We start from the raw sequence: 23,958 nt of genomic DNA, 5'->3' as shown, positions 1-23,958 counted from the left end.
AAGCCCCCTCGCCACAGCAAGCTCCCTCGCCACAGGATCATTCCACATTTGACCTGCGCGCCGTCCGCCCCTGCTCGCCCTCTGCCCCATGCCCCGCTATACTTGCCGGCTTTTCCTGAACAAATGCCAATAGGGTCCCGCCGCGCATGGATAAGACCTACCAGCCGCACGCCATTGAAACTTCCTGGTACAACACCTGGGAGTCAGAGAATTACTTCGCCCCGCAAGGCGCGGGCGAGTCTTACACCATCATGATCCCGCCGCCGAACGTCACCGGCAGCCTGCACATGGGTCACGGCTTCAACAACGCGATCATGGACGCCCTGATCCGTTTCCGCCGTATGCAGGGTCGCAACACCCTGTGGCAGCCGGGTACCGACCACGCCGGTATCGCCACACAAATGCTGGTGGAACGCCAACTCGAAGCCCAAGGCCAGAATCGCCACGATCTGGGCCGCGAAAAATTCCTCGAGAAAGTCTGGGAATGGAAAGATCAGTCCGGTGGCAACATCAGCCGTCAGATCCGCCGCCTCGGCTCTTCCGTGGACTGGGGCCGCGAGCGCTTCACCATGGACGACGGCCTCTCGGAAGCCGTTAAAGAAGCCTTCGTTCGTTTGCACGAAGACGGTCTGATCTATCGCGGCAAACGTCTGGTCAACTGGGACACCAAGTTGCACACGGCGATTTCCGACCTCGAAGTGGAAAACCACGACGAGAAAGGTTTCCTGTGGAACCTGAAGTACCCGCTGGCCGATGGCGCCAAGACCGCTGACGGCAACGATTACCTGATCGTCGCGACCACTCGCCCGGAAACCATGCTCGGCGACTCCGCCGTCGCGGTTAACCCGAACGATGAACGCTACCAGGCCCTGATCGGCAAATTTGTCGAGTTGCCGCTGGTCGGCCGCCGCATCCCGATCATCGCGGACGATTACTGCGACCCTGAATTCGGCACCGGCTGCGTGAAAATCACCCCGGCCCATGATTTCAACGACTACGAAGTCGGCAAGCGCCACAACCTGCCACTGCTGAACATCTTCGACAAGAACGCCAATGTTCTGTCCGCAGCCCAGGTGTTCAACCTGGACGGCACGCTGAACAGCGAAGTCGACGGCAAGCTTCCAGCCGAATACGCCGGCCTGGACCGTTTCGAAGCGCGCAAGCAGATCGTGGCTGCATTCGAAGCAGCCGGCCTGCTGGTCAGCGTCGACGATCACGCCCTGAAAGTGCCGAAAGGCGACCGCTCCGGCACCATCATCGAGCCGTGGCTGACCGACCAATGGTACGTCTCCACCAAGCCATTGGCCGAGCCGGCCATCGCTGCGGTTGAAGACGGCCGCATTCAGTTCGTGCCAAAACAATACGAAAACATGTACTTCTCGTGGATGCGCGACATCCAGGACTGGTGCATCAGTCGTCAGCTGTGGTGGGGCCACCGGATTCCGGCCTGGTACGACGAGTCGGGCAAAGTCTATGTCGGCCGCGACGAAGCCGAAGTACGTGCCAAAAACAACCTCGGCCCGGACGTTGCGCTGCAACAGGACAACGACGTTCTCGACACCTGGTTCAGTTCGGGCCTGTGGACCTTCTCCACGCTCGGCTGGCCTGAGCAGACCGAATTCCTGAAGAAATTCCACTCCACCGACGTGCTGGTCACCGGTTTCGACATCATTTTCTTCTGGGTTGCCCGGATGATCATGCTCACCATGCACTTGGTGAAAAACGAAGACGGCACACCACAGGTTCCGTTCAAGACCGTTTATGTTCATGGTCTGGTGCGTGATGGCCAGGGCCAGAAGATGTCCAAGTCCAAGGGTAACGTCCTGGACCCCTTGGACATCATCGACGGCATCGAGCTGGAAGAGCTGGTGCAGAAGCGCACCTCCGGCATGATGCAGCCGAAACTGGCGAAGAAGATCGAGAAGCAGACCCGAGACGAGTTTGCCGACGGCATCGCCAGCTACGGCACCGACGCCCTGCGCTTCACCTTCTGTTCGCTGGCGTCCACCGGTCGCGACATCAAGTTCGACATGGGTCGCGTCGAAGGCTATCGCAACTTCTGCAACAAGATCTGGAACGCCGCGCGCTACGTGCTGGACAAGGGCGAAGACTGCGGCCAGAACGGCGAGGCTTACGAGCTGTCCCTGGCGGATCGCTGGATCATTTCGCAGCTGCAACGCACTGAAGCCGAAGTAACCCGTCAGCTCGACCAGTTCCGTTTTGACCTGGCCGCACAAGCCTTGTACGAGTTCATCTGGAACCAGTATTGCGATTGGTACCTGGAACTGTCCAAGCCTGTGCTGTGGGACGAAAACGCGCCGGTGGAACGTCAGCGTGGCACCCGCCGCACCCTGGTTCGGGTGCTGGAAGTTGCCCTGCGTCTGGCACACCCGTTCATGCCGTTCATCACCGAAGAAATCTGGCAGCGCATCGCGCCGCTGGCCGGCATCGAAGGCAAGACGATCATGCTGCAACCGTGGCCAGTGGCCAATGAAGAGCGCATCGATCCGGCCGCTGAAGATGACATCGAGTGGCTGAAGTCGCTGATGCTCGGCACGCGCAACATTCGCGCCGAGATGAACATCGGCCCGGGCAAGCCGCTGAACCTGTTCCTGAAGAACGTCAGCGCCGAAGATCAGCGTCGTCTCACCGAGAACGAAGCTCTGCTGAAGAAACTGGCGCGCCTGGAGTCGATCACTGTGTTAGCTGCCGGCGAAGAAGCACCGCTGTCCGCTACCGCACTGGTCGGCGAGATGGAAGTGCTGGTGCCGATGGCCGGCCTGATCGACAAAGACGCCGAACTGGCGCGCCTGGACAAGGAAATCCTGCGTTTGCAGGGGGAAGTCCAGCGCGTGGGCGGCAAGCTGTCCAATGCCGGTTTCGTCGACAAGGCTCCGGCCGAAGTCATCGAGAAAGAACGCGCCAAACTGGCTGAAGCTGAACAGGCTTTGGGCAAGTTGGCGGAGCAGCATGCGCGGATTGCCAGTTTGTAACGGCAAATCGCAATGAAAGAGGGAGGCCAATGCGGCCTCCCTTTTTTGTGCCTGCCCTTTTCGCTTTCTGTAGGAGCGAGGCTTGCCCGCGAAGAACGATAACGCGGTGTACCTGATTGACCGTGTCGCGGCCTTCGCGGGCAAGCCTCGCTCCTACGGGATCCCCGCGCAGCCATTGTCTGTGGGACAATGCCCGCCACTTTCAGCCATACCCGAATCGACAACGCCCATGAACGCCCCCCGCACACCAAGACCAGCGCGCAAGAAGCCCGACACCGCGACCCCGGCCAAAGCCGTTGAGCCGCGCGAAAAGGCCAGCCTGCACCCGCGCAATCGCCACCAGGGTCGCTACGACTTCCCGGCGCTGATCAAAACCACGCCGGAACTGGCGAAGTTCGTGATCATCAACCCGTACGGCAAGGAAAGCATCGACTTCGCCAGCCCCGACGCGGTGCGTGTGTTCAACCGGGCGCTGCTCAAGTCGTTCTACGGCATCGCCCATTGGGACATACCGGCCGATTACCTCTGTCCACCGGTTCCGGGCCGTGCCGACTACGTGCACTTCCTGGCTGACCTGCTGGCCAGCGTCAACGACGGTGAAATCCCTCGCGGTGCGCCGGTCAAAGTGCTCGATATCGGCATGGGCGCCAACTGCGTCTATCCGTTGATCGGCTATAGCGACTACCGCTGGCACTTCCTCGGCTCGGAAATCGACCCGACGGCGGTGGCTGCGGCTAAAGCCATCGTGCAGTCCAACGGGTTGAACAAAGCCATCCAGTTGCGCCAGCAAAGCAATCCCAAGCACATTCTGCTGGGCCTGCTCGAACCCGGCGAACGCTTTGACCTGACCATGTGCAACCCGCCGTTCCACGCCTCGATGGACGAAGCGACCAAGGGCAGCGAGCGTAAATGGCGCGCCCTGGGCCGGGCCGACCCGAAACGCAAGCTGCCGGTGCTGAACTTCGGCGGTCAATCGGCCGAACTGTGGTGTGAAGGTGGCGAAGCACGCTTTGTGACGCAGTTGATCGCCGAGAGTGCGCACTTCCAGCACAAAGTCTTGTGGTTCAGCACGCTGGTGTCGAAGGCTTCGAACCTGCCTTCGATCCAGACGGCGCTGAAAAAGGCCGGCGTACTGGAAAGCCAGGTCGTGGAAATGTCCCAGGGCCAGAAGCAAAGCCGCTTCGTCGCCTGGACCTTCCAGACCAAGTCCGAGCAGCAGGTGTGGCGTGAGCGCTGGGCCCGCAAAAGCTGAGCTGACCACCGCAGATCAACTGTAGGAGTGAGCCTGCTCGCGATGGCGGCGTGTCAGTTAACGATGATGTCGACTGATGCACCGCCATCGCGAGCAGGCTCACTCCTACATTGACTTAGTGGTGTTGCAACTCAATCGCCAAATCGCGGACACAAAAAAGCCGTGCCCGGATTGCTCCGGAGCACGGCTTTTTTTACTGCGTCTTACTTGTTAACAGCGTCGGTCAGGCCTTTGGCCACAACCAGCTTGATAACTTTCTTGGCAGCGATTTCGATGGCAGCGCCAGTCGAAGGGTTACGGCCGGTACGGGCTGGACGCTCAGTCACTTTCAGTTTGCCGATACCTGGCAGAGTGATTTCGCCGCCGTTTTCCAGCTGATCGGCAACGATTTGGCCCAGTTGGTCCAGAGCGTTACGCGCGGTGGTTTTTGGCGCGTCGATAGCTTCAGCGATGTCGGCGATCAGTTGGTCTTTAGTAAGAGCCATGTAGTGTTCCTTCCCTATCAAATTCATATGGATTGCAGAGTGCAGTGTCAGCCATCGAGCCCGATCTTCTGGATCTGGCACCCTCGGCCAATAACCACGGGATCGGGGTTATAGATACCGAAATCAGGGTTTGGTTCGACCTGACAAATGCTGAATGCACGCTTAACGCAGTGACTTCGCGTAAGACGGGGCAAAACTAGCACAGAGACGGGGAAATATCCGCCTCTAGCTACCCATTTGGTCAGCTTTATTGCTCTAAAACGGGAAAAAACTGCATAAGGGCCGTCGCACGGCTGCGAATTACCCTTCGAGCCGCGCCAAAACCAGTGGTTGCGGTACACTGGGCGCTTTTTCGGGGAGCACGCCCTCCTCTCTTCAATCAGCCGAGAAGCCCATGCCGATCCGTCATTGCATCGTCCACCTGATCGACAAAAAACCCGACGGCACACCTGCAGTTCTCCACGCCCGCGACTCCGAACTGGCCGAGTCGAGCGCCATCGAGAACATGCTTGCCGACCTCAACGAGAGCTACAACGCCAAACAAGGCAAGGCCTGGGGGTTTTTCCATGCCGAGTCCGGGGCGCATCCGTTCAGCGGCTGGCTGAAGGAATACCTCGAGGGCGGCAAGGATTTCACGGCGTTCAGCCGGGTGGCGGTGGAACACCTGCAAAAGCTGATGGAAGAGTCGAACCTCTCTGTGGGCGGCCACGTGCTGTTTGCGCATTATCAGCAAGGCATGACCGACTACCTGGCGATCGCCCTGCTGCACCACAGTGAAGGCGTTGCAGTGACCGATCAGCTGGACGTGACTCCGTCCCGACACCTGGATTTGGGCCAGTTGCACCTGGCCGCACGGATCAACGTGTCCGAGTGGCAAAACAACAAGCAGTCCAAGCAGTACATTTCGTTCATCAAAGGCAAGAACGGGAAAAAGGTGTCGGAGTATTTCCGCGACTTTATCGGTTGTCAGGAAGGCGTCGACGGCCCGGGCGAAACCCGTACCCTGCTCAAGGCCTTCAGTGACTTCGTTGAAAGCGAAGATTTGCCGGAAGAGTCTGCCCGCGAGAAAACCAAGACCCTGGTGGATTACGCCAGCAGCCAGGCCAAGCTCGGCGAGCCGATGGGGCTGGAAGAACTTTCCGAACTGATCGACGAAGAGCGCCCGAAAGCCTTCTACGATCACATCCGCAACAAGGATTACGGCCTGTCTCCGGAGATCCCGGCGGATAAGCGCACGTTGAACCAGTTCCGCCGCTTCACCGGCCGTGCCGAGGGCCTGTCCATCAGCTTCGAAGCGCACCTGCTGGGCTCGAAGATCGAATACGACGAAGAAGCCGGCACGCTTATCATCAAAGGCCTGCCCACTCAGCTGACTGACCAGCTCAAGCGACGCAACTGATGCTCGGCAACGTACTGAAGAAATGCCTGCTGATCCTGCTGGTGGTCGTGGTTTACCAGAACTGGGGCAAGATCGAGCGGGTGTTCAATCCGGGCCAAGTGGTGTCGGAGCAGACCCAGACCAAGGCCAACGTGGTGCTCTATGCGACCGAGTGGTGTGGCTACTGCAAACTGACCCGGCGCTTTCTCGATCAGAAAGGCATTCCGTACAAGGAATTCGATATCGAGAAAGACGCCGAGGCACGCAAGGCCTATGAGGCGTTGGGTGGCGGCGGGATTCCGATTATCGATGTGAACGGGACGTTGATTCGCGGGTATGACCCGGATGAAATCCTCGCTGCCCTGAAGTAAATCATTGCCTCACTCAATCCCTGTGGCGAGGGGGCTAGTCCCCGTTCGGCTGCGAAGCAGTCGCAAATCCTGTGAAAGCGGTTCGCTCATTGAAACGCCGGGGCTGCTTCGCAGCCCAACGGGGATAAATCCCCTCGCCACAGGTGTGTGACGCTCATCAGCGTTTGTCGATACGAAACCCGAACCGCGGAAAGTGCACATGCACCACGCCGCCACGCTCGTCTTCCCGACGCAGAATCAATTCCTCTCTCCCCGCAAACAGCAACTCACCCGCCACCGGGTCAACGCCGTAATCCGTTGCCGCGATGACCACCTGCTGGCCAGCCTCAAACCCATTCGGTTCATCAAACTGCTCATCCGGCAACGCGGCCGGTGTGGCATTGCGCGCCACCGCCAACGCTTCCTCGGACGTCATCTCGCTGGATGCGCCATGACCGAAACCCATCACCCGCCCTAACCACGCAGAAACCGCCGGATAAGCATCGACCAACGGTGCAGTCACCGGCGTCGCCTTGAGGAACCACAGGCAGTGCGCCAACGCAAAATCGGCAATCGACGGCTCGTCGAACAGGAAATCACCCTGCTCGCGCTGAAGCTGTTGCTCAAGGCGCCCCATGATCGTCGGCCATTGATGCCGCGCTTGCTCGGCCGACAACCTGGCAGCGCTGCCGCCACTGAATAACCCGGCGCGATCAGCCAGGAATGCCTTGATCGCTTCCGGAGGCATATTGCCGAAGCGCACGGCGATGGATTCCGGCTGAAACACCAGGCTGACCGCATGCTGGAACACCACCGAATCGGCCCAGGCGGCAAAGGTCGCGGCGATCATTTCCTGACCTTCCGGGAAGAACGCCGGCAAGGCTTTCTCCTGCTCCAGACGATGGGCAATCAGCGACGTGTCGCAATAAATATCCGCGCCAATCTGCAATACGGGCGTCTTGCGGTAGCCACCGGTCAGGGCGGTCAGATCAGGTTTTGGCATGATCGGCGCGATCTTCACCGAGCGCCAGGACAACCCCTTGAAACCCAGGAGCAAGCGGGCCTTTTCGGCAAAAAGGGACGTCGGGTAATGATGAAGAATCAACTCGGACATGCTCGGCTCCGCCGCACGGATCAGGAATCTGCAGCTTAGCGCGCAATCCGGGGGCAGCCTACAGGTCTGCCTGATGGGCACTTATCAGTCAGATTGATAAGCCCGCGGCGGCGCTTGCGACCAGGCATTCCTTGGCGCTTTTCCTGAGTTTTTTGATCAAGCGTTCCTGACGCAAGGCCTCGCTTTTGTCGCGGCAGACTTCTGTGTAGACCAGGGCCACAGCAGGGCTGGAGAGGAAGAAGCGTGCGCCCTTGCCACTTTGGTGGGTGGCGAAGCGACGCACAGGATCGTCGCTGATCCCGCAGTACAGCGAACCATTGGCCGCGCGAACGAGGTAGACGAACCAGGGTTTGCTCACCGGCGTGTCGGCGTCGACGGGGATTTCGCTGAGGGTAGTCACGTAACGATCAAGGCTTGAAAGGAAACAAGCCGCGATCTTATCAGCGACTGGCCTGGAATGCCTTCAACCCCTTCAACGCTTGAGCGCGAACGGCGTTTCTCACCGCGGGCGTCCAGCCCAACAGCAGCCCCTTGAAACCCAGCGCCTGACGCGACCAGGCCCACATATCGAAGCTGTCATGGTGCTCGCAAATCTTGCCGTCACGAAACACGAACTGCGCCTGAATATCATTGACCACCGTGTTGCCGGTCTGGCTGAACAGGTAGGTCGCGACCCAATGCGCGCCGCCCGTGCGGTCCTCGGCTCGAACGTTGTCGAACGTCAGGGAAAAATCCTTCGCACGAGTCGTCAACATGCGCCACATGTCGCCGGCATCGCGGCCGCGCAGTTCGCCGAACGCCGGATCACTGAACACCACATCATCGGTATAGCAGGCGCTCATGGCCTCGGCATCCAGCCGCTGGAAGGCTTGGTAGAACTGGGTGATCAATGCGCGGTTGGCATCACTCATGGGCAGGCTCCGGACGTTTGAAGGATTGCCTGCACGATAGTCTGCAAACACGGGGAAGACCATGGGCATTCGTGGCGGGAATATCGGGACTGCCCGAGCGCATGGCGAACCTAATGCACCATGCCACTCTCACGGGCATAGGCAAAAAGGTCGACATCCGTGGAAATGCCCAGCCGCTGCATCGCCATGCTTTTCTGTTTGCTGATGGTCGAAACGCTGCGTTTGAAGTGGCCAGCGATCTCACTGACGGTCATGCCACTGGCGAGCATTCTGACCACTTCGTGCTCTTTTGCGGAAAGCACAGCGGAACTTGACTGACCCTGCGCGTCTGCCTGAAGCAGCGCGGAGCGCAACGACTGGCTGATATAACTGCGCCCTTCACCCACCGATTTGATCGCCAGGGGCAGTTCCTTTGCCGACGCGCCTTTGTCGATGATCGCCACCACGCCCAGTGCGAACGCCGCCCTCAGCGTGGTGACGCTGGCAAACATCGTGACCAGAATGATCGGCATCGTCGGGTAGCCACGTCGCACCCGGCTCAGCATCTTCAGCCCATCGGCCTGCAAGTTGCCCGGCATGCAAAAGTCGGTGATCAACAGCTCACAAGGCGTCGTGCACAGCAGACTCAACAGACTGTCGGGACCATCCGCCTCCCCTACCACCACACATGTCCGGTTCAGATCGACGAGCATTCGCATGCCGATACGAACGACCGGATGGTCGTCAGCAATGATTACGCGCATTGTCGGATTTATCCTGTTTGGTGGCCGGAATGCGCGAAAAATAGCGCTGTCCGGGTCCTGCGACAACGCCCTTTCCCGAACGTAAAACGACCTCAGCCAATGTAATCGGGGGCCTGGTCTTTCTCCTATGCAACAAAAAGAACCGCCCTACATTTACAAGCTACATCGGCCGCACAGAAAGACTACAGACAACGCAACGCAGGAGAGCGATTTGTAGTCCGCGATACGCTTTCATACACCAGCCCCTCCGTTTTCGTATTAGTTGCATTCCGCCAGGCTACTTCGACCGATAGATTGCGCCCTGTCCGTACAGGGCAAATCCCCAACAATCTTTCATCAAGGAAGAGCCTGCACATGAACAAACGTTTATCCCTCCTGACCGCTGCTTTGCTGCTGACCGGTGCCTCATCCACTTTTGCCGCCTCCAGCACGGACCTGACCGTGAAAGGTCTGATCACTCCGAATGCATGCACGCCAGTACTGGCCGGGGGCGGCATAGCCGATCACGGCAAGTTTTCCGCAAAAGACCTCCATCCCGACAAACACACTTACTTGCCTGAAATAGTCATGCAAATGACAGTGAACTGCGATGCGGCTACGCCGTTTGCCATAAACCCGATTGATAACCGTGCAGGCACAAGCACTTCGGGTAGTTACTTTGGCCTGGGGCTGATCAACACCAATGAAAAGCTGGGTAACTTTCGCGTTATTCCGCGCAATGTGATGGCGGACTCAACCAACGCTCAAGCCATTCTCTCCACGGATGGCGGCGAGACCTGGATAAAGGAAGGGTCTGTCGCATTCTGGGGGGTCAACAACATCTGGAGTGTCGGCGCCCTGGGGGCCGACATTGCGCCAATCGCGGTGAAGGAGCTGAGCCTCAATCTACATGTGCGTACCGGTATCGCCCCCACCAACGGCCTGACCCTGACCGACGAAGTCACACTCGACGGCTCTGCAACCCTTCAGATCAAGTACCTGTAACCCTCCGCCATCAACGGGTAACACCCGGCACACAACGTTGCCCGCTCACTCAAAGGACGACCCATCATGGAACGATGCTCCTTGGCTCTATTGGCCCCACTGTTGATCGCCTGCGCCCCCGCGGCCTTCGCCTCCAGCAGCACCGACTTGAGCGTCACCGGCCTGATCACCCCGAGCGCCTGCACACCCAGCCTGTCCGGCGGCGGTATCGTCGACCACGGCAAAGTCACGTTGAAAGACCTGAGACCGGACCAGCCCACGGCCCTGGAAAACGGCACGCTGTATCTGGAGGTGAACTGCGATGCCGCCACGCCATTTACCCTGACGACGATCGACAACCGCGAAGGCACTTCCGCCTTCCATCCCAATAGTCACGGCCTGGGCGCCATCAACGATGACCAGAACCTGGGCAGCGTTGCACTGGGCCTGTTCGATGCGGTGGCCGATGGGGTTGCGGTGAAAACCATCATTTCCCTCAACGACGGTGCCACCTGGCGAGTGTCCTCCTACCTGGGGCACGCTGGCCGGACCGCGTTCGCGGCATTGAACGACCTCGGCACACCGATCGCCGTCAAGGATTTGCGCGCACGGCTCACGGCGTTCACCACCATCGTGCGCGCCAACGACCTGACGCTCACCGATGAAATCCCCATCGACGGGTACGTCACAGTGCAACTGAACTACTGATCGACCGGTGTTCCCGACTCCTTTTTTTTCGAACATTCAACGAGACACGTCATGACGATGTTTTCCAGTGTCACCCGTCATCTGTTCCATTCGGGCATCGGCGCATTCGCCCTGCTGCTGACCGCACACGCCCAGGCCGACGGCATGGTGCCGAACACTTCGGTGGTCATCGTCAACGAGGCCGACGGCGAAGCGTCCGTGTCCGTGACCAACACCGATGCCAACCTGGCGTTGATGCACGTCACCCTCGAAGACATTGCCGAAGACAGCGAATCGCTGGTGTTCGTGACGCCCCCCCTGGCGCGCGTCGAAGCGGGCAAAACTCAATTGGTGCGGTTCATTCTGCAATCGGAAAAGCCCCTGCTCACTCAGCGTTTGAAACGGGTGATCTTTGAAGGCATCCCCCAGGGCAAAGCCCCCGCCGAGGCCGGTCAGGCACGGGTCGGCGTGACTGTGCGGCAGAATTTGCCGGTGATTCTGCACCCCAAAGGCCTGGCCCCCAATCGCACGCCATGGACCGACCTGCAATGGTCGCTGAAGGACGGTCAACTGACCGTGCGCAACGACACGCCTTATGTGGTGCGTCTGGGCCAGGAAGTGCAATTGTTGCCGGCGGCGGGCAACGCGATGCTGCCGAAAACCTACGTGCTGCCCGGTGAGCACATCAGCATCAAGGTCGCCGAGGGCGCCGCCACGCAGGTGCGTTTTCAACCGGCGACGGTCTACGGCTTTGCAGTGCCGCATTACGAGGCGCCCATCCAGTCCTGAACCACCCTGACGGCGTCATCAAGGAACGATGAGCGCCCATGTTTCGAGGCGACGGCTACCTGGTCGTTGCCACAGGCGTGCCTGTAACCGCACGCCGCAATAACCCAAGTGATCCTGATGAACACAGTATCGAATTACCGTGATGGCGAAGCCGTGCCCGTTACTCGGGACGGCGCTCGCCCTCATCCATGGCAGCGAACCACATTGGCGTTGCTGCTGAGCAACGCGCTGATGATGCTCGACGCCTACGGTGATGTGTCGATGCCAGCGTCGTTCGACAAAGACACGTTGCTGCAGCGCGGCATCGATCCGGCGCTGGCGACGCTGCTGATGCAGGCACCGCAGTTCACGGCCGGCCGCCACCCGGTCACGCTCAGCGTCAACGGCCAGCGTCATGGACGGGTCGACGTCACGTTCAATCGCGAAGGGGCGTTGTGTTTCGATCCCGCGCTGCTCGATGCGGCGAACCTGACGGTGCCCACTCGTTTGCTGGACGATGGCCCATGCCACGACTTTCTTGGCAGCGCGCCGCAGACCGTCATCGAGCCGGACCCCGCCAGCCTTGCCCTGTCGTTGATCGTGCCCACCGACGCGATACGCCCCACTGCCCGGGATTTTTCCGGCTATCAAACCGGTGGCGTCGCCGGTTTGATCAACTACGACGTCACCGGTTTGCACAGCCGTTCTGCCGACAGCACCAGCCGCTACGCCTCGGCCAACACCGAACTCGGCTTCAATGCCGGTGACTGGATCGTGCGCAGCCGTCAGGTGCAGACCTGGCAGGACGACGTGTCCACAACGACTCATATCGCGGCCTACGCCCAGCGTACTTTCGCCCGCCAGGAAGCGGTGTTGCAGGCGGGTCAGATCAACCTCTACAACCCGGTGCTCGCCGGTGCGCAGATCACCGGCGTGCAAGTGCTGAATGAACAAGCGCTGCAGGTCGAAGGGCAAAGCGCGGTCATTGAAGGGATCGCCAACAGTCAGGCCCAGGTCGAGGTCCGCCAGAACGGTTCACTGATCCATTCCACGGTGGTGCCCGCCGGCCCGTTCGCGCTCACCAACGTGCGACGGCTCAACACGCGTTCCGACGTGGAAGTAACGATCAAGGAGACCGATGGCAGCGAGCGCAGCTTTACCGTGCCGGCCGCGATGTTGGGGATCGGCTTGCCTGCGCCCGGTTATTCGCTGGGTGCCGGTCAGGTGCGCAGTGTCGGTGACGCTCAGGGAAGCGATCCCTGGGTCATCAGCGGCGGCTGGAGCGGTGCGCTCACACCGCAAGTGTTGCTCAGCGCCGGCCTCACCGGCGCCGCCGACTATCGCGCGGCGGGTGCCAGCGTCGGCCTGTTGCCCTCGCCTGTCACCCAGCTGCAAGCCTCGCTGACTGGTGCGGACACCGGCGGCAGCCAAGCCAGTCAGGGGCTTCAAGCCGACCTGAGTGTCTCGCATCGGCTGAACGAGCAGTGGGCGCTCAATGCCGGCAGTTCTTACCGAACCCTGGGCTACCGGGAACTGGAAGAGGCGGTGTTCGCCAGCACGTCCGACAACAACCAGTCCCGTTACCGCGATCAGCAAAGTGCGGCCCTGTCATGGTCGCATCCATGGCTCGGTGCCTTCAGCAGCGGCTTCAGCCGGTCCAGTTCGTTCGACGGCCAAAGCAGTAGCCGCGCCCTCGCATCCTGGGGCACCAGCATCGCTGGCGTATCCGTCTCGGCGACCGCCGAATGGCAGCTCAGCGGTTCGAACGGCAACGATGACAGCGTCTACCTGAACCTCAGCATTCCGCTGGGCGAGAACCGCCGGGCACGCAGCTGGGTACGCCGTTCCGCCGGCGAATACCGCAGCGGCGTGGGCTTGAGCGAACGGGTGAACGATCAACTGGGTTACCGGGTTGGCGTCGAACACGACACGCGCGATAAACAGGTGCAGTCCACGGCCGGCGTGTCGCTGCTGCCGCGCTACACCCAGCTCGATCTCAATTACACCCGCGCCGATGCCGAGCGCTCCAGCTACCAGGCCAGCGCTCGCGGTGGTGCCGTGCTGCACGGCGGTGGCGTGACGCTGTCGCCGTACCCGGTGAGCGACACCTTTGCGTTGCTGTCGGTCGGTGACATGGGGTCCATCAAAGTGTCGACGCCCAGCGGTCCGGTGTGGACCGACTGGCAAGGTCAGGCGGTGATCCCGCAAGTGACGGCTTACGGCAAAAGTCCGGTGGAAGTCGACACCAAAACCCTGCCGCGCAACGCCGACATTCACAACGGATTGGCGGTGATTTCGGCCGGTCGTGGCACCGTCGACAACGTTGAGTTCGGCATCACGATGACCCGTCGGGCCTTGCTCAAAGCCACCACCGCCAACGGCGCGCCCCTGCCGCGCGGTGCCTCCGTGAACACCGAGGATGGCGAGTTCGTGACCCTGGTGCAGGACGGCGGCCTGGTGTTTTTGCCCAACGCTCTCGACCGCCGCGCGCTGTGGATCAGCGCGCCCGGGCTGGAGCGCTGCGAACTGCGCTTCGAACTGCCCACCGACGCCGACGCCGACGCGTACTACGAAACCGCCCCCGCCAAGTGCCGAGCCCTCTGAGGATGACTTCATGAACCTGTTGCGCTTTCTGCTATTGACCCTCGCGCTCCTGGCACTGAGTGGATTCACGCCACTGGCCTCGGCGTCCGAGGCCGACTGCCAGGTCAACCTGAGCCAGCCGGTGCTCGATTACGGGCTGATGAACCGGGCGATACGGCCTGATGCCGCACCGGAGCGCAACCTCGGTGAACGCCAGCTCAGCCTGACCTTGAGCTGTGCGCAGCCCATCGACATGAGCCTGTTCTATCGGGCGATGGCCGCGACCGCCGAACGCTTTCACTTTGCCGAACGCGGCAGCTATCAGATGCGTATTCGCGATGCCGTTCTGGATGGCCAATCGGTCGATATCGGCTTGATTGCCGGGTTCGGGCAGCCGCCGGCAGAAACAGCGTCGAGCCTGATCTGGCGGCCGGAGCACGGGGTCGTCCCGGTGCAGGCCGGCGTCCCGGTGCAGGGGCGCCGTTTCTCGGCGCAACTTGAGCTGACGGCCTGGGTTCAAGAGCAAGGCATGCAGGTGCGTGACGCGGTGACCTGGGAAGCCTTCGGGGTGTTCGACGCCGTCGCCGCCGGACGCACCCACGAGGCGACCTTGCGCGCCCGCTTCGCCCCGGCGGCCTGCGAACCGGTGCTGTCCAACGGCGGTGTGGTCGACTTCGGCACCCTGTCGAAAAAAGACCTGCACGCAGACCAGGACACACACCTGCCGCCCAAGTCGTTGACGCTGATGGTCGGCTGCGACGCGCCGGCGTACTTCGCCTTGATCATGCATGACAACCGCTCAGGCTCGGCGACGCTCGACAGTGAGATCGACTACGGCCTGGGCAAGGACAGCCGCGGCAACAGGATCGGTCGTTTTTCACTGCGCGTGGACCCGGCCGACGCCAATGCCGACGGCTTCACCCGCCTCTATCGAACCGACTCCAGCACCGCCGGCACGGCCTGGAGTACCGGCAGCGCCAATCCGATCGCCATCGGCAAAAGCCGTTACCTGGCGTTCACCGACAACGCCGGCAGCGGTGCCGGCCCGGTGCTGATCCAGAACCTCAGCACCACGGTGACCGTCGACGCCGTCATCGCCCCCACCAACAGCCTGGACCTGAGCAGCGCTATCGACCTCGATGGCGCGGGGACGATCGAGATTATTTACCTGTAACACCCAACCCGATCCTGCTGGATCCGGGGCGCACTTGAGCGCCTCGGGACAGACAGGGCACAACATAGAAGTGAGTAAACAATGATTAAAAAATACTTTGCAGCACTCTCCGCCACTGCGCTGATTGGCGTTGCACCTCATGCACTGGCGGCTTCGAGCACTGATTTGACGGTGACTGGCGCTATCACTCCGTCGGCGTGCACGCCGACGCTTTCCGGTGGCGGGATCATCGATCATGGCAAGCTTTCAGCCAAAGACTTGAATCAGGACAAACCCACGACACTGCCTTGGCAGACATTGCAGCTCACCGTGAGCTGTGACGCAGCGACCGCGTTCAGGTTGTTACCGACCGATAACAGGTCCGGCACGAGTGATGACAGCAACGATTTCGGCCTGGGCTTTGTCAATGGTGATCGCAAGCTTGGCGGTTACGTCGTACGCATCAGGACTCCGATTGGAGATGGTGTCGCCGTCCAGTCATTGTTGTCCGCTACCAATGGAAATACCTGGTTCGCCAGCCCCGTGGTGTCGCCTAACCAACTCTCGGCATTCGGCGCTGTAGGGGGCCCGACCACGCCGATTGCCATCAAGGATCTGCTGGCAGACCTTAGGGTATCGACTCAAATTGCCCGCGCCGACTCACTGGACCTGACCAACGAAGTCGCTCTCGACGGCTCGGCCACCATCACCATCGCCTACCCATAACCCCGTAGCCAACCTTGCCCGAGGTCACGCTTCGGGCAAGGACTGATGCCGCTCACCAGACAAAGCGAAACCTGTCCCATGAAAAAGATTCCACACGCTCTGACGATGGCGTTCATCGTCCTGACGTCGCCGCTTACCTTCGCCAGTTCGTCGACAGACCTGACGGTCACTGGCCTCATCACCCCACTCGCCTGCACCCCGATGCTGTCCAACAACGGCCTCGTCGACTACGGGAAAATCTCCCGGCAGGACCTCAGCGTCGACAAACGCACGCGACTGCGCGACCAGACACTCGACCTCAACATTCAGTGCAATGCGCCCGCGCGTTTTGCCCTGCTGATGCGCGACAACCGCGACGGCTCGGCGATCGTCAATAGCGAGATTTACTACGGCCTGAACCACGACCACAGCAACAACAAAATCGGCTTGTATTCGCTCAACTTCGATCCGGCCAGCACCGTGGTGGACGACCTGACGCGGGTCTATCGAACCGATTCGACCACGGGCGGCAAAGCCTGGAGTTCGTCGAATAGCCAGGTCATTCCGATTGGCGCCAATAGCTATCTCGGCTTTACCGACAGTGCAGGCAGCACCGCGGGCCCGATTGTCCTCCGCACTCTGACCAGCCGGGTGACTGTCGAAACAGTCATCGCGCCAACCTCCGAGCTGGACCTGAGCGCCGAAGTGCAACTCGACGGCTCGGCGACGCTGGATGTTGTTTACCTGTAGTCAGACCTTTTCGCTTTCAACCTGAACGTACAGCGAACGCCCGGCGCCGAGGCCGGCAATGATGGCGCCGAGGCCGATCACGCCGAAGATCCAGCCCAGCGCGGTCCAGCCCCCCGTCCAGTCGTGCACGATACCGACCGCGAACGGCCCCATCGACGCCAGGGTATAACCGAAGCCCTGGGCCATGCTCGACAGGTTGGCCGCAACATGGGAATCGCGCGAGCGCAGCACGATCAGTGTCAATGCGAGACTGAATGCACCGCCCTGCCCCAGACCGAGCAGGATCGCCCAGCCCCACAGGCCTTCGATCGGTGCATAGAGGCAGCCGAACAGTCCGCCGAGTGTCAGCAGCATGACCACCACAATCGCCAGCCGCTGATCCTTGCCGCGCGTCGCCAGCCAGGGCGCCGCCAGAGAACTGGCCAACTGGACAATCACCGAACCCGAGAGCACCAGACCGGCCTGGGTCGGTGTCAGGCCGCGACCGATCAGGATCGACGGCAACCAGCCAAAGACGATGTACGCCAGGGATGATTGCAGGCCCATGTACAACGTGACTTGCCAGGCCAGCGGATCACGCAACAGGCCGCGAACCCGATACGCGACGTTATGTGCGCCTTGTTTCTGCCCGACTTGCGGCAACCAGAAAACCGCCGCGACCAGCGCGGGCACCACCCAGAAACCGAGGCCCAGGGCCCAGCTCTTGTCGAAATGTTCGCTCAACGGCACCGTCGCCCCGGCCGCCATGGCTGCGCCCAGACACAAGGCCATTGTATAGACGCCCGTCATGGTCCCGGCCTGTTTCGGGAAATCGCGCTTGACGATACCCGGTAACAAAACGCCGATCACACCGATGCTCGCGCCGGCCAGCACACTGCCGGCAAACAGGCCGATTTCACCGAACGAACTACGCAGGATGATCCCGCCGGCCAGCAACAACAGAATCCCCAGCACCACCCGCTCGGCACCAAAGCGTCGCGCCAGCAAGGGTGCCAGCGGAGCAAACAAACCGAGACAGAGGACCGGCAGCGTCGTCAGCAACCCGGCCTCGGCCGCCGACAAGCCGAGGGTCTTCGAGACTTCGCTGAGCATCGGCGCCATGCTCGACAACGCCGGGCGCAGGTTCAACGCCACCAGAATCAAACCCAGCAGCAACAGCCACGGACGGCGCAGGATTGGATGATGCTGCTGGACCTCTTCGTCATCGGCCTCGGCGTCGATCAGCAGCTCTTCGAGTTCTGCTGTGCGCTTGGGTTGAGTGATGTTTTGGCTGGACATGGAATTCTCGGTTTCAAGGTTCATTGATCAACTGCCTCGACAGGGCTTTGGCCCGTTCCGGGTCGCGTTGTTCGACGGCATCAAGCAGTTCGATATGAAGGTCGAACACCTCTTGGCGTCGCGGGGAGATGTTCAGGGTCTGGCGCAATTGCGCACCGACGATGCTGGAGAAATAGCGATACAGCTCGCTGAGGGTCGGGTTGTGCGCGGCGTCCACCAGACGGCGGTGGAACACCAGATCGCAGGCAATGTAGCTGTCGAGATCGCCGTGGTAGTGACTGCCGCTGACGCCCAGCGCTTCGCGCAAGGCCACCAGGTCCTCGTCAGTTCTGCGCAAGGCAGCGAGGCCGATGGCTTCGACTTCAAGGATGTGCCGGGTCTCGCGGGCCTGTTCATGGGAGCAGCGCGACAAGGCTTTCAGGGTGTCGAGCGGATCGATCACCGCCCGCAAGTAACTGCCGTCGCCCTGACGGATTTCGATCAAACCGGAAAACGCCAATACACGCATGGCTTCACGCACGGTGTTGCGGCTGATGCCCAACTCGGCGGACAGCTCTGGCTCGGTAGGCAAACGCTGGCCGACCTGCCAGGCGCCGTTGTTGATGCGTTGGCGCAGTTGATCCAGGGCCTGATCGACCAGGGATCGCTTAACGAGTGGAGAAATGTCTGACATACGATTCGCCCTTTCATCCAATCATAGGATGAATTTTCTGACATGTTAGTCAGCTTAGCCGGACAAGGCAACGGATCCACCGCACATCTGTAGGAGCCGGCTTGCTGGCGATGGCGATCGTGCCGACACATTCAGAACTTAACTTTGGCCACGCCTCACACTATTGCGCACTAGCCTTCTGTTTCTCTCAAAACACAGGAGGGTAATGGAATGCCAGATCTTCCCCATGCCAATCGCTTGCGCGCCGGCCGCTACTCCCAAACCGGCCAAATCTATCTGCTGACGGCTGTCACCTGGAATCGCACCCCGTTTTTTACTGACTGGCGGGCAGGACGTCTGGTGGTAGACCACTTTCGTCAGGCGCATACAGAAGAATGGGTTGATTCCCTCGCGTGGGTGGTGATGCCCGACCATTTTCATTGGCTGGTAGAACTGAAGAACAACTCGTTGTCGGCGTTGGTGCTAGCAACCAAATCGCGCAGCGCGCGGGCGGTAAACGCGCGGCTTGAGCGCAGAGGGATGGTATGGCAGCGAGGTTTCCATGACCGTGCGATTCGCCGTGAAGAGGATCTGCAAGCGGTCGCCAGATACATCGTTGCCAATCCATTGCGTGCGGGGCTTGTCACACGCGTGCACGATTACCCACTGTGGGATGCCAAATGGCTATAGCCGGAATACTCGGTGGCGGCTGTTATGCCGCCATCGCCAGCAAGCCGGCTCCTACAGGGTTAGCGTGCAGCAGGTGGAGCGTTTGATTGGGCAAAAATAAACCCGGAACACTGTCCGGGTTTATTTCACTGCCAAGCGTCGATCAATGCAGGATCTGGCTCAAGAACATCTTAGTCCGCTCATTCTGCGGGTTATCGAAGAAGTCGTTCGGCGCAGCCTGCTCGACGATTTCGCCTTTGTCCATGAAGATCACGCGGTTGGCCACGGTGCGGGCGAAGCCCATTTCGTGGGTCACGCAGAGCATGGTCATGCCGTCTTCGGCCAGGCCGATCATGGTGTCCAGAACCTCTTTCACCATCTCGGGGTCGAGTGCCGAAGTCGGTTCGTCGAACAGCATGATTTTTGGTTTCATGCACAAGGCACGGGCAATCGCCACACGCTGTTGCTGACCGCCGGACAGTTGCCCCGGGAATTTATGCGCCTGCTCTGGAATGCGGACACGCTCCAGGTAATGCATGGCGATTTCTTCAGCCTGGCGCTTGGGCATCTTGCGCACCCACATCGGCGCCAGCGTGCAGTTCTGCAGGATGGTCAGGTGCGGGAACAGGTTGAAGTGCTGGAACACCATGCCGACTTCACGGCGGACCGATTCGATCTGCTTGAGGTCGTTGGTCAGTTCCACCCCATCGACCACGATGCGGCCCTGCTGGTGTTCTTCCAGACGGTTGAGGCAACGAATGGTCGTCGACTTGCCGGAACCCGACGGGCCGCACAGCACGATTCGCTCGCCCTGCTTGACGTTCAGGTTGATGTCTTTCAGCACGTGGAACTGGCCGTACCACTTGTTCACGCCCTGCATCTGAATAATGCCTTCAGGGCTCACAGGCTTTTTGATTGCTTCGCTCATTACAGAACTCCTAACGCTTGTGGCCAGTGTCGAGCTTGCGTTCCAGATGCATGGAATAGCGCGACATACCGAAACAGAAAATCCAGAACACCAGGGCCGCGAACACATAGCCTTCGGTGGCCATGCCCAACCATTTCGGGTCGGCGGCGGCTTGTTTGACGCTGTTGAGCAGGTCGAACAGGCCGATGATGATCACCAGGCTGGTGTCCTTGAACAGCGCAATGAAGGTGTTGACGATGCCGGGGATTACCAGCTTCAGGGCTTGCGGCAGAATCACCAGGCCCATGCTGCGCCAGTAGCCGAGGCCCATCGCTGCAGCCGCTTCGTACTGACCTTTGGGAATCGCTTGCAGACCGCCACGCACCACTTCGGCGACGTAGGCCGACTGGAACAGGATCACGCCGATCAGCGCCCGCAGCAGTTTGTCGAAGTTCATGCCTTCGGGCAGGAACAACGGCAGCATCACCGAGGACATGAACAGCACCGTGATCAACGGCACACCACGCCAGAATTCGATGAAGGTCACGCAGACCACTCGAATCGCCGGCATGTTCGAGCGACGGCCCAGCGCCAGCACGATCCCCAGCGGCAACGCACCGGCAATACCGACGGTGGCGATCACCAGGGTCAGCATCAAGCCGCCCCACTGGCTGGTCGCCACGGTAGTCAGGCCGAAAACGCCGCCATGCAACAGGCACCAGGCAATGATCGGGTACAGCACCAGGAAGCTCAGCCCGTACACCGCTTTACGGTGAAAGCGCGAGATGAACAACGGTGCGACACCGATGACCGCCAGCCACACGGTCAGGTCTACGCGCCAGCGCAGTTCCGGCGGGTAGTAGCCGTACATGAACTGGCCGAAGCGCTGCTGGATGAACACCCAGCAGGCGCCCTCCTTGGTGCAGTCGGCCTGGCTGGTGCCGACCCAGTTGGCGTCCAGGATCGCCCAATGCAGGATCGGCGGCACCACCAGGTAAATCAGGTAGAACGCGAACAGGGTCAGCGCGGTGTTCAGCCAGCTGGAGAACATGTTCGCGCGCATCCACGCCATCGGCCCGAAGACTTTGCTCGGTGGCGGCATGTCAGGTTTGAAAGTATGAGTACTCATGCGCTTTTCCTTACCGCTCGATCAGCGCAATGCGCTTGTTGTACCAGTTCATCAGCAGGGAAATGCTGATACTGATCGCCAGGTACACGCTCATGGTGATGGCAATCACCTCGATCGCCTGCCCGGTCTGGTTCAGCACCGTACCGGCAAACAACGACACCATTTCCGGATAACCGATACCGGCCGCCAGCGAAGAGTTCTTCGCCAGGTTCAGGTATTGGCTGGTCAGCGGTGGAATGATCACGCGCAGGGCTTGCGGGATGATCACCTTGCGCAAGGTCGGACCGTTACGCAGGCCCAACGAGTGCGCCGCTTCGGTCTGGCCGTGGCTGACCGACTTGATACCCGAACGCACGATCTCGGCGATAAACGCCGCGGTGTACACGGTCAGGGCCAGGGTCAGCGCCAGCAGTTCCGGGATCAGCACCCAGCCACCGACGAAGTTGAAGCCCTTGAGTTCCGGCATTTCCCAGTGCACAGGTGCGCCGAAGATCAGCGCGCACAGTGCCGGGATCACCAGGAACAGCGCCAGGCCGGTCCAGAATTTGTGAAACGGTACGCCGGTTGCTTCGAAGCGCTTGTTGGCCCAGCGAGTCATCAGCACGATGGCGACAATGGCCACGACGATGCTGACCATAAACGGCCAGAAACCGTCGGCCGCCAGCGCTGCGGGCATGTTCAAACCGCGGCTGCTGACGAAGAAGGTGTCGCCGAAGTTATGACTGTTGCGTGGCCCTGGCATGGTCAGGAACACCGCGAAGTACCAGAACAGGATTTGCAGCAGCGGCGGAATGTTGCGGAAGACTTCCACATAAACAGTCGCCAGCTTGGCAATGATCCAGTTCTTCGACAGCCGTGACACACCGACGATGAACCCGAGGATCGTCGCCAGGATCACGCCGATGAAGGTCACCAGCAGCGTGTTGAGCAGGCCGATGACAAACACCCGGGCATAGCTGTCCGATTCGGTGTAGTCGATCAGGTGTTGAGCGATGCCGAAACCGGCACTGCGCTCCAGAAAGCTGAAACCGGAGGTAATGCCCCGGTGTTGAAGGTTGGTCTGTGTGTTGTCGAACAGGTACCAGCCCATCGAGACCACCGCCACAATGGTGATGATCTGAAATAGCCACGCACGCACTTTGGGATCGCTGAGGCTGAGCCTCTGCTTTGGTGCGCCGATTGAATTTTGCATGAAGTGCCCCGGATGTAATGGAACAGAACATCACCCGGTGGTTGGCCCACCGGGTGATAGAACCATCAGCGCACTGGTGGTGCGTATTGAATGCCGCCGTTGTTCCACAGAGCGTTCAGCCCGCGGTCAATGGACAGCGGAGTGCTCTTGCCGAGGTTTTTCTCGAACACTTCACCGTAGTTACCCACTTGCTTGACGATCTGCACGACCCAGTCTTTCTTCACTTTCAGGTCTTTGCCGTATTCACCGTCAGCACCCAGCAGACGAGCAACGTCCGGGTTCTTGGTGGCTTTGGCTTCAGCTTCAACGTTTTTCTGGGTGATGCCCATTTCTTCAGCGTTGACCATGGCGAACAGGGTCCACTTCACGATGCTGAACCACTCTTCGTCGCCTTTACGCACGACCGGGCCCAGAGGCTCCTTGGAGATGGTTTCCGGCAGAACGACGTAGTCGGTCGGGGTCGCCAGCTTGCTGCGTTGTGCGTAGAGCTGGGATTTGTCGGAGGTCAGCACGTCGCAACGACCGGATTCCAGCGACTTGGCGCTTTCATCGGAGGTGTCGAAAGTGATAGGGGTGTATTTCAGACCGTTGCCACGGAAGTAGTCGGAAACGTTCAGCTCGGTGGTGGTACCGGCTTGAATGCAGATGGTGGCGCCGTCGAGCTCTTTAGCGCTTTTCACGCCCAGCTTGTTGTTCACCAGGAAGCCGATGCCGTCGTAGTAAGTCACGCCGGCAAACACCAGGCCCATGCCCGAATCGCGGGAGCTGGTCCAGGTGGTGTTACGCGACAGCACGTCGATTTCGCCGGACTGCAGCGCGGTGAAGCGCTCTTTGGCGTTCAACTGGCTGAATTTGACCTTGGTCGCGTCGCCGAATACGGCAGCGGCCACAGCACGGCAGACGTCAGCATCGATACCGATGATCTTGCCAGTGGAGTCTGGAACCGAGAAGCCCGGCAGACCGTCACTGACACCGCACTGTACGAAACCTTTCTTCTGCACTGCATCCAGGGTTGCACCCGCCTGAGCGAACCCGCTGACACCAAGTACTGCGGCTGCAGTCACGATAGCCAGAGTGGATTTCAACATCTTCATTCAAACCTCCAGTTTTGCTCTTGTTGTGTCGGAGCTTGAGTCCTGTCGCACCCTTATGAGGCGTAGTCGACCCGTGTTGGCTTTTTTTGGGGTCAACCGACGCAGGACCTGCGCTATGAGTCTAGTAGGAGAAAATCCACATCATGGACCACTCACTTCTCACCAATCGGCCGAACGGGCGGTAGCCCTTTCACGTTCGCGA

General features: G+C 60.2%; 23 protein-coding genes. 12 read left to right on the top strand and 11 right to left on the bottom strand.

Features of this window, described 5'->3' with window-relative positions:
* The first annotated feature begins 146 nt into the window (after positions 1 to 146).
* Both ACIQV9_RS12095 and rlmF read left to right on the top strand, forming a co-directional pair.
* On the top strand, positions 147 to 2,993 hold the full coding sequence (locus tag ACIQV9_RS12095) for a valine--tRNA ligase (RefSeq protein WP_403101404.1): 2,847 nt from the start codon (positions 147 to 149) through the stop codon (positions 2,991 to 2,993).
* A 229-nt stretch (positions 2,994 to 3,222) separates the two neighbouring features.
* Positions 3,223 to 4,245 (top strand): 23S rRNA (adenine(1618)-N(6))-methyltransferase RlmF, encoded by a 1,023-nt coding sequence (gene rlmF / locus ACIQV9_RS12090; RefSeq protein WP_010463074.1) that lies wholly within the window; start codon positions 3,223 to 3,225, stop codon positions 4,243 to 4,245.
* A 203-nt stretch (positions 4,246 to 4,448) separates the two neighbouring features.
* Here the strand turns inward: rlmF and ACIQV9_RS12085 are convergent, their stop codons facing one another.
* A complete protein-coding gene (locus tag ACIQV9_RS12085; RefSeq protein ID WP_007905514.1) occupies positions 4,449 to 4,730 on the bottom strand; it encodes an HU family DNA-binding protein in 282 nt (93 codons plus the stop codon).
* 394 nt (positions 4,731 to 5,124) lie between these two features.
* On the opposite strand from ACIQV9_RS12085, the gene yejK reads away from it, so the two are divergent.
* Positions 5,125 to 6,129 carry a nucleoid-associated protein YejK gene (gene yejK / locus ACIQV9_RS12080; RefSeq protein WP_010463075.1) on the top strand — a complete coding sequence of 335 codons (1,005 nt, stop codon included), beginning with the start codon at positions 5,125 to 5,127 and terminating at the stop codon, positions 6,127 to 6,129.
* The gene (locus ACIQV9_RS12075; RefSeq protein ID WP_403101401.1) at positions 6,129 to 6,479 is read left to right on the top strand and encodes a glutaredoxin family protein; all 351 of its coding nucleotides are present in this window, start codon (positions 6,129 to 6,131) and stop codon (positions 6,477 to 6,479) included. Before yejK ends, ACIQV9_RS12075 begins: the two co-directional genes overlap by 1 nt.
* A gap of 157 nt (positions 6,480 to 6,636) precedes the next feature.
* Here the strand turns inward: ACIQV9_RS12075 and ACIQV9_RS12070 are convergent, their stop codons facing one another.
* The 4 genes from ACIQV9_RS12070 to ACIQV9_RS12055 all read right to left on the bottom strand — a co-directional run bounded on the left by ACIQV9_RS12070 (position 6,637) and on the right by ACIQV9_RS12055 (position 9,226).
* Positions 6,637 to 7,572, bottom strand: a complete 936-nt coding sequence (locus ACIQV9_RS12070; protein WP_403101399.1) for a glutathione S-transferase family protein — start codon at positions 7,570 to 7,572, stop codon at positions 6,637 to 6,639.
* Positions 7,573 to 7,660: 88 nt separating this feature from the next.
* On the bottom strand, positions 7,661 to 7,972 hold the full coding sequence (locus ACIQV9_RS12065; RefSeq protein WP_403101397.1) for a GIY-YIG nuclease family protein: 312 nt from the start codon (positions 7,970 to 7,972) through the stop codon (positions 7,661 to 7,663).
* A 40-nt stretch (positions 7,973 to 8,012) separates the two neighbouring features.
* Positions 8,013 to 8,483, bottom strand: coding sequence for a nuclear transport factor 2 family protein (locus tag ACIQV9_RS12060; protein WP_403101395.1), 471 nt, complete (start codon positions 8,481 to 8,483; stop codon positions 8,013 to 8,015).
* A gap of 110 nt (positions 8,484 to 8,593) precedes the next feature.
* Positions 8,594 to 9,226, bottom strand: a complete 633-nt coding sequence (locus ACIQV9_RS12055) for a response regulator (RefSeq protein WP_403101393.1) — start codon at positions 9,224 to 9,226, stop codon at positions 8,594 to 8,596.
* Positions 9,227 to 9,580: 354 nt separating this feature from the next.
* Here ACIQV9_RS12055 and ACIQV9_RS12050 point away from each other — a divergent pair, with 354 nt between their 5' ends.
* From ACIQV9_RS12050 to ACIQV9_RS12020, 7 genes are all read left to right on the top strand, one after another.
* The gene (locus tag ACIQV9_RS12050; protein ID WP_403101391.1) at positions 9,581 to 10,210 is read left to right on the top strand and encodes a DUF1120 domain-containing protein; all 630 of its coding nucleotides are present in this window, start codon (positions 9,581 to 9,583) and stop codon (positions 10,208 to 10,210) included.
* 66 nt (positions 10,211 to 10,276) lie between these two features.
* Positions 10,277 to 10,897: a DUF1120 domain-containing protein gene (locus ACIQV9_RS12045; RefSeq protein WP_403101389.1), complete on the top strand. Its 621-nt coding sequence runs from the start codon at positions 10,277 to 10,279 to the stop codon at positions 10,895 to 10,897.
* 51 nt (positions 10,898 to 10,948) lie between these two features.
* On the top strand, positions 10,949 to 11,665 hold the full coding sequence (locus ACIQV9_RS12040; RefSeq protein WP_403101387.1) for a fimbria/pilus chaperone family protein: 717 nt from the start codon (positions 10,949 to 10,951) through the stop codon (positions 11,663 to 11,665).
* A 117-nt stretch (positions 11,666 to 11,782) separates the two neighbouring features.
* Positions 11,783 to 14,248 (top strand): fimbria/pilus outer membrane usher protein, encoded by a 2,466-nt coding sequence (locus ACIQV9_RS12035; protein ID WP_403101385.1) that lies wholly within the window; start codon positions 11,783 to 11,785, stop codon positions 14,246 to 14,248.
* Between the two features lie 10 nt (positions 14,249 to 14,258).
* Entirely contained in the window at positions 14,259 to 15,401 is a 1,143-nt protein-coding gene (locus ACIQV9_RS12030; protein ID WP_403101383.1) for a DUF1120 domain-containing protein, read from the top strand.
* A gap of 81 nt (positions 15,402 to 15,482) precedes the next feature.
* Positions 15,483 to 16,106 (top strand): DUF1120 domain-containing protein, encoded by a 624-nt coding sequence (locus tag ACIQV9_RS12025; RefSeq protein ID WP_403101381.1) that lies wholly within the window; start codon positions 15,483 to 15,485, stop codon positions 16,104 to 16,106.
* Positions 16,107 to 16,184: 78 nt separating this feature from the next.
* Entirely contained in the window at positions 16,185 to 16,835 is a 651-nt protein-coding gene (locus tag ACIQV9_RS12020; protein ID WP_403101379.1) for a DUF1120 domain-containing protein, read from the top strand.
* On the opposite strand, the gene ACIQV9_RS12015 is transcribed toward ACIQV9_RS12020, so the two are convergent.
* Positions 16,836 to 18,137 (bottom strand): CynX/NimT family MFS transporter, encoded by a 1,302-nt coding sequence (locus ACIQV9_RS12015; protein ID WP_403101377.1) that lies wholly within the window; start codon positions 18,135 to 18,137, stop codon positions 16,836 to 16,838.
* Positions 18,127 to 18,786 (bottom strand): FadR/GntR family transcriptional regulator, encoded by a 660-nt coding sequence (locus tag ACIQV9_RS12010; protein ID WP_403101375.1) that lies wholly within the window; start codon positions 18,784 to 18,786, stop codon positions 18,127 to 18,129. The genes ACIQV9_RS12015 and ACIQV9_RS12010 overlap by 11 nt, the downstream gene beginning before the upstream one ends.
* Positions 18,787 to 18,996: 210 nt before the next feature.
* On the opposite strand from ACIQV9_RS12010, the gene ACIQV9_RS12005 reads away from it, so the two are divergent.
* The gene (locus tag ACIQV9_RS12005) at positions 18,997 to 19,455 is read left to right on the top strand and encodes an REP-associated tyrosine transposase (protein WP_403101373.1); all 459 of its coding nucleotides are present in this window, start codon (positions 18,997 to 18,999) and stop codon (positions 19,453 to 19,455) included.
* 142 nt (positions 19,456 to 19,597) lie between these two features.
* On the opposite strand, the gene ACIQV9_RS12000 is transcribed toward ACIQV9_RS12005, so the two are convergent.
* The 4 genes from ACIQV9_RS12000 to ACIQV9_RS11985 all read right to left on the bottom strand — a co-directional run bounded on the left by ACIQV9_RS12000 (position 19,598) and on the right by ACIQV9_RS11985 (position 23,756).
* A complete protein-coding gene (locus ACIQV9_RS12000) occupies positions 19,598 to 20,362 on the bottom strand; it encodes an amino acid ABC transporter ATP-binding protein (RefSeq protein WP_007944823.1) in 765 nt (254 codons plus the stop codon).
* Between the two features lie 10 nt (positions 20,363 to 20,372).
* Complete coding sequence (locus ACIQV9_RS11995; RefSeq protein WP_403101371.1) at positions 20,373 to 21,470, bottom strand: amino acid ABC transporter permease; 1,098 nt, start codon at positions 21,468 to 21,470, stop codon at positions 20,373 to 20,375.
* Between the two features lie 10 nt (positions 21,471 to 21,480).
* The gene (locus tag ACIQV9_RS11990; RefSeq protein WP_403101369.1) at positions 21,481 to 22,662 is read right to left on the bottom strand and encodes an amino acid ABC transporter permease; all 1,182 of its coding nucleotides are present in this window, start codon (positions 22,660 to 22,662) and stop codon (positions 21,481 to 21,483) included.
* A 65-nt stretch (positions 22,663 to 22,727) separates the two neighbouring features.
* The gene (locus ACIQV9_RS11985) at positions 22,728 to 23,756 is read right to left on the bottom strand and encodes an amino acid ABC transporter substrate-binding protein (RefSeq protein WP_403101367.1); all 1,029 of its coding nucleotides are present in this window, start codon (positions 23,754 to 23,756) and stop codon (positions 22,728 to 22,730) included.
* Positions 23,757 to 23,958: the final 202 nt, after the last annotated feature.

The sequence above is a fragment of the Pseudomonas sp. NPDC099000 genome, assembly GCF_044759925.1.
In the GTDB taxonomy this organism is placed as follows: Bacteria; Pseudomonadota; Gammaproteobacteria; order Pseudomonadales; family Pseudomonadaceae; genus Aquipseudomonas.
Note: the sequence above shows the minus strand (reverse complement) of the source record. Positions and strands in the feature narration are given on the sequence as shown.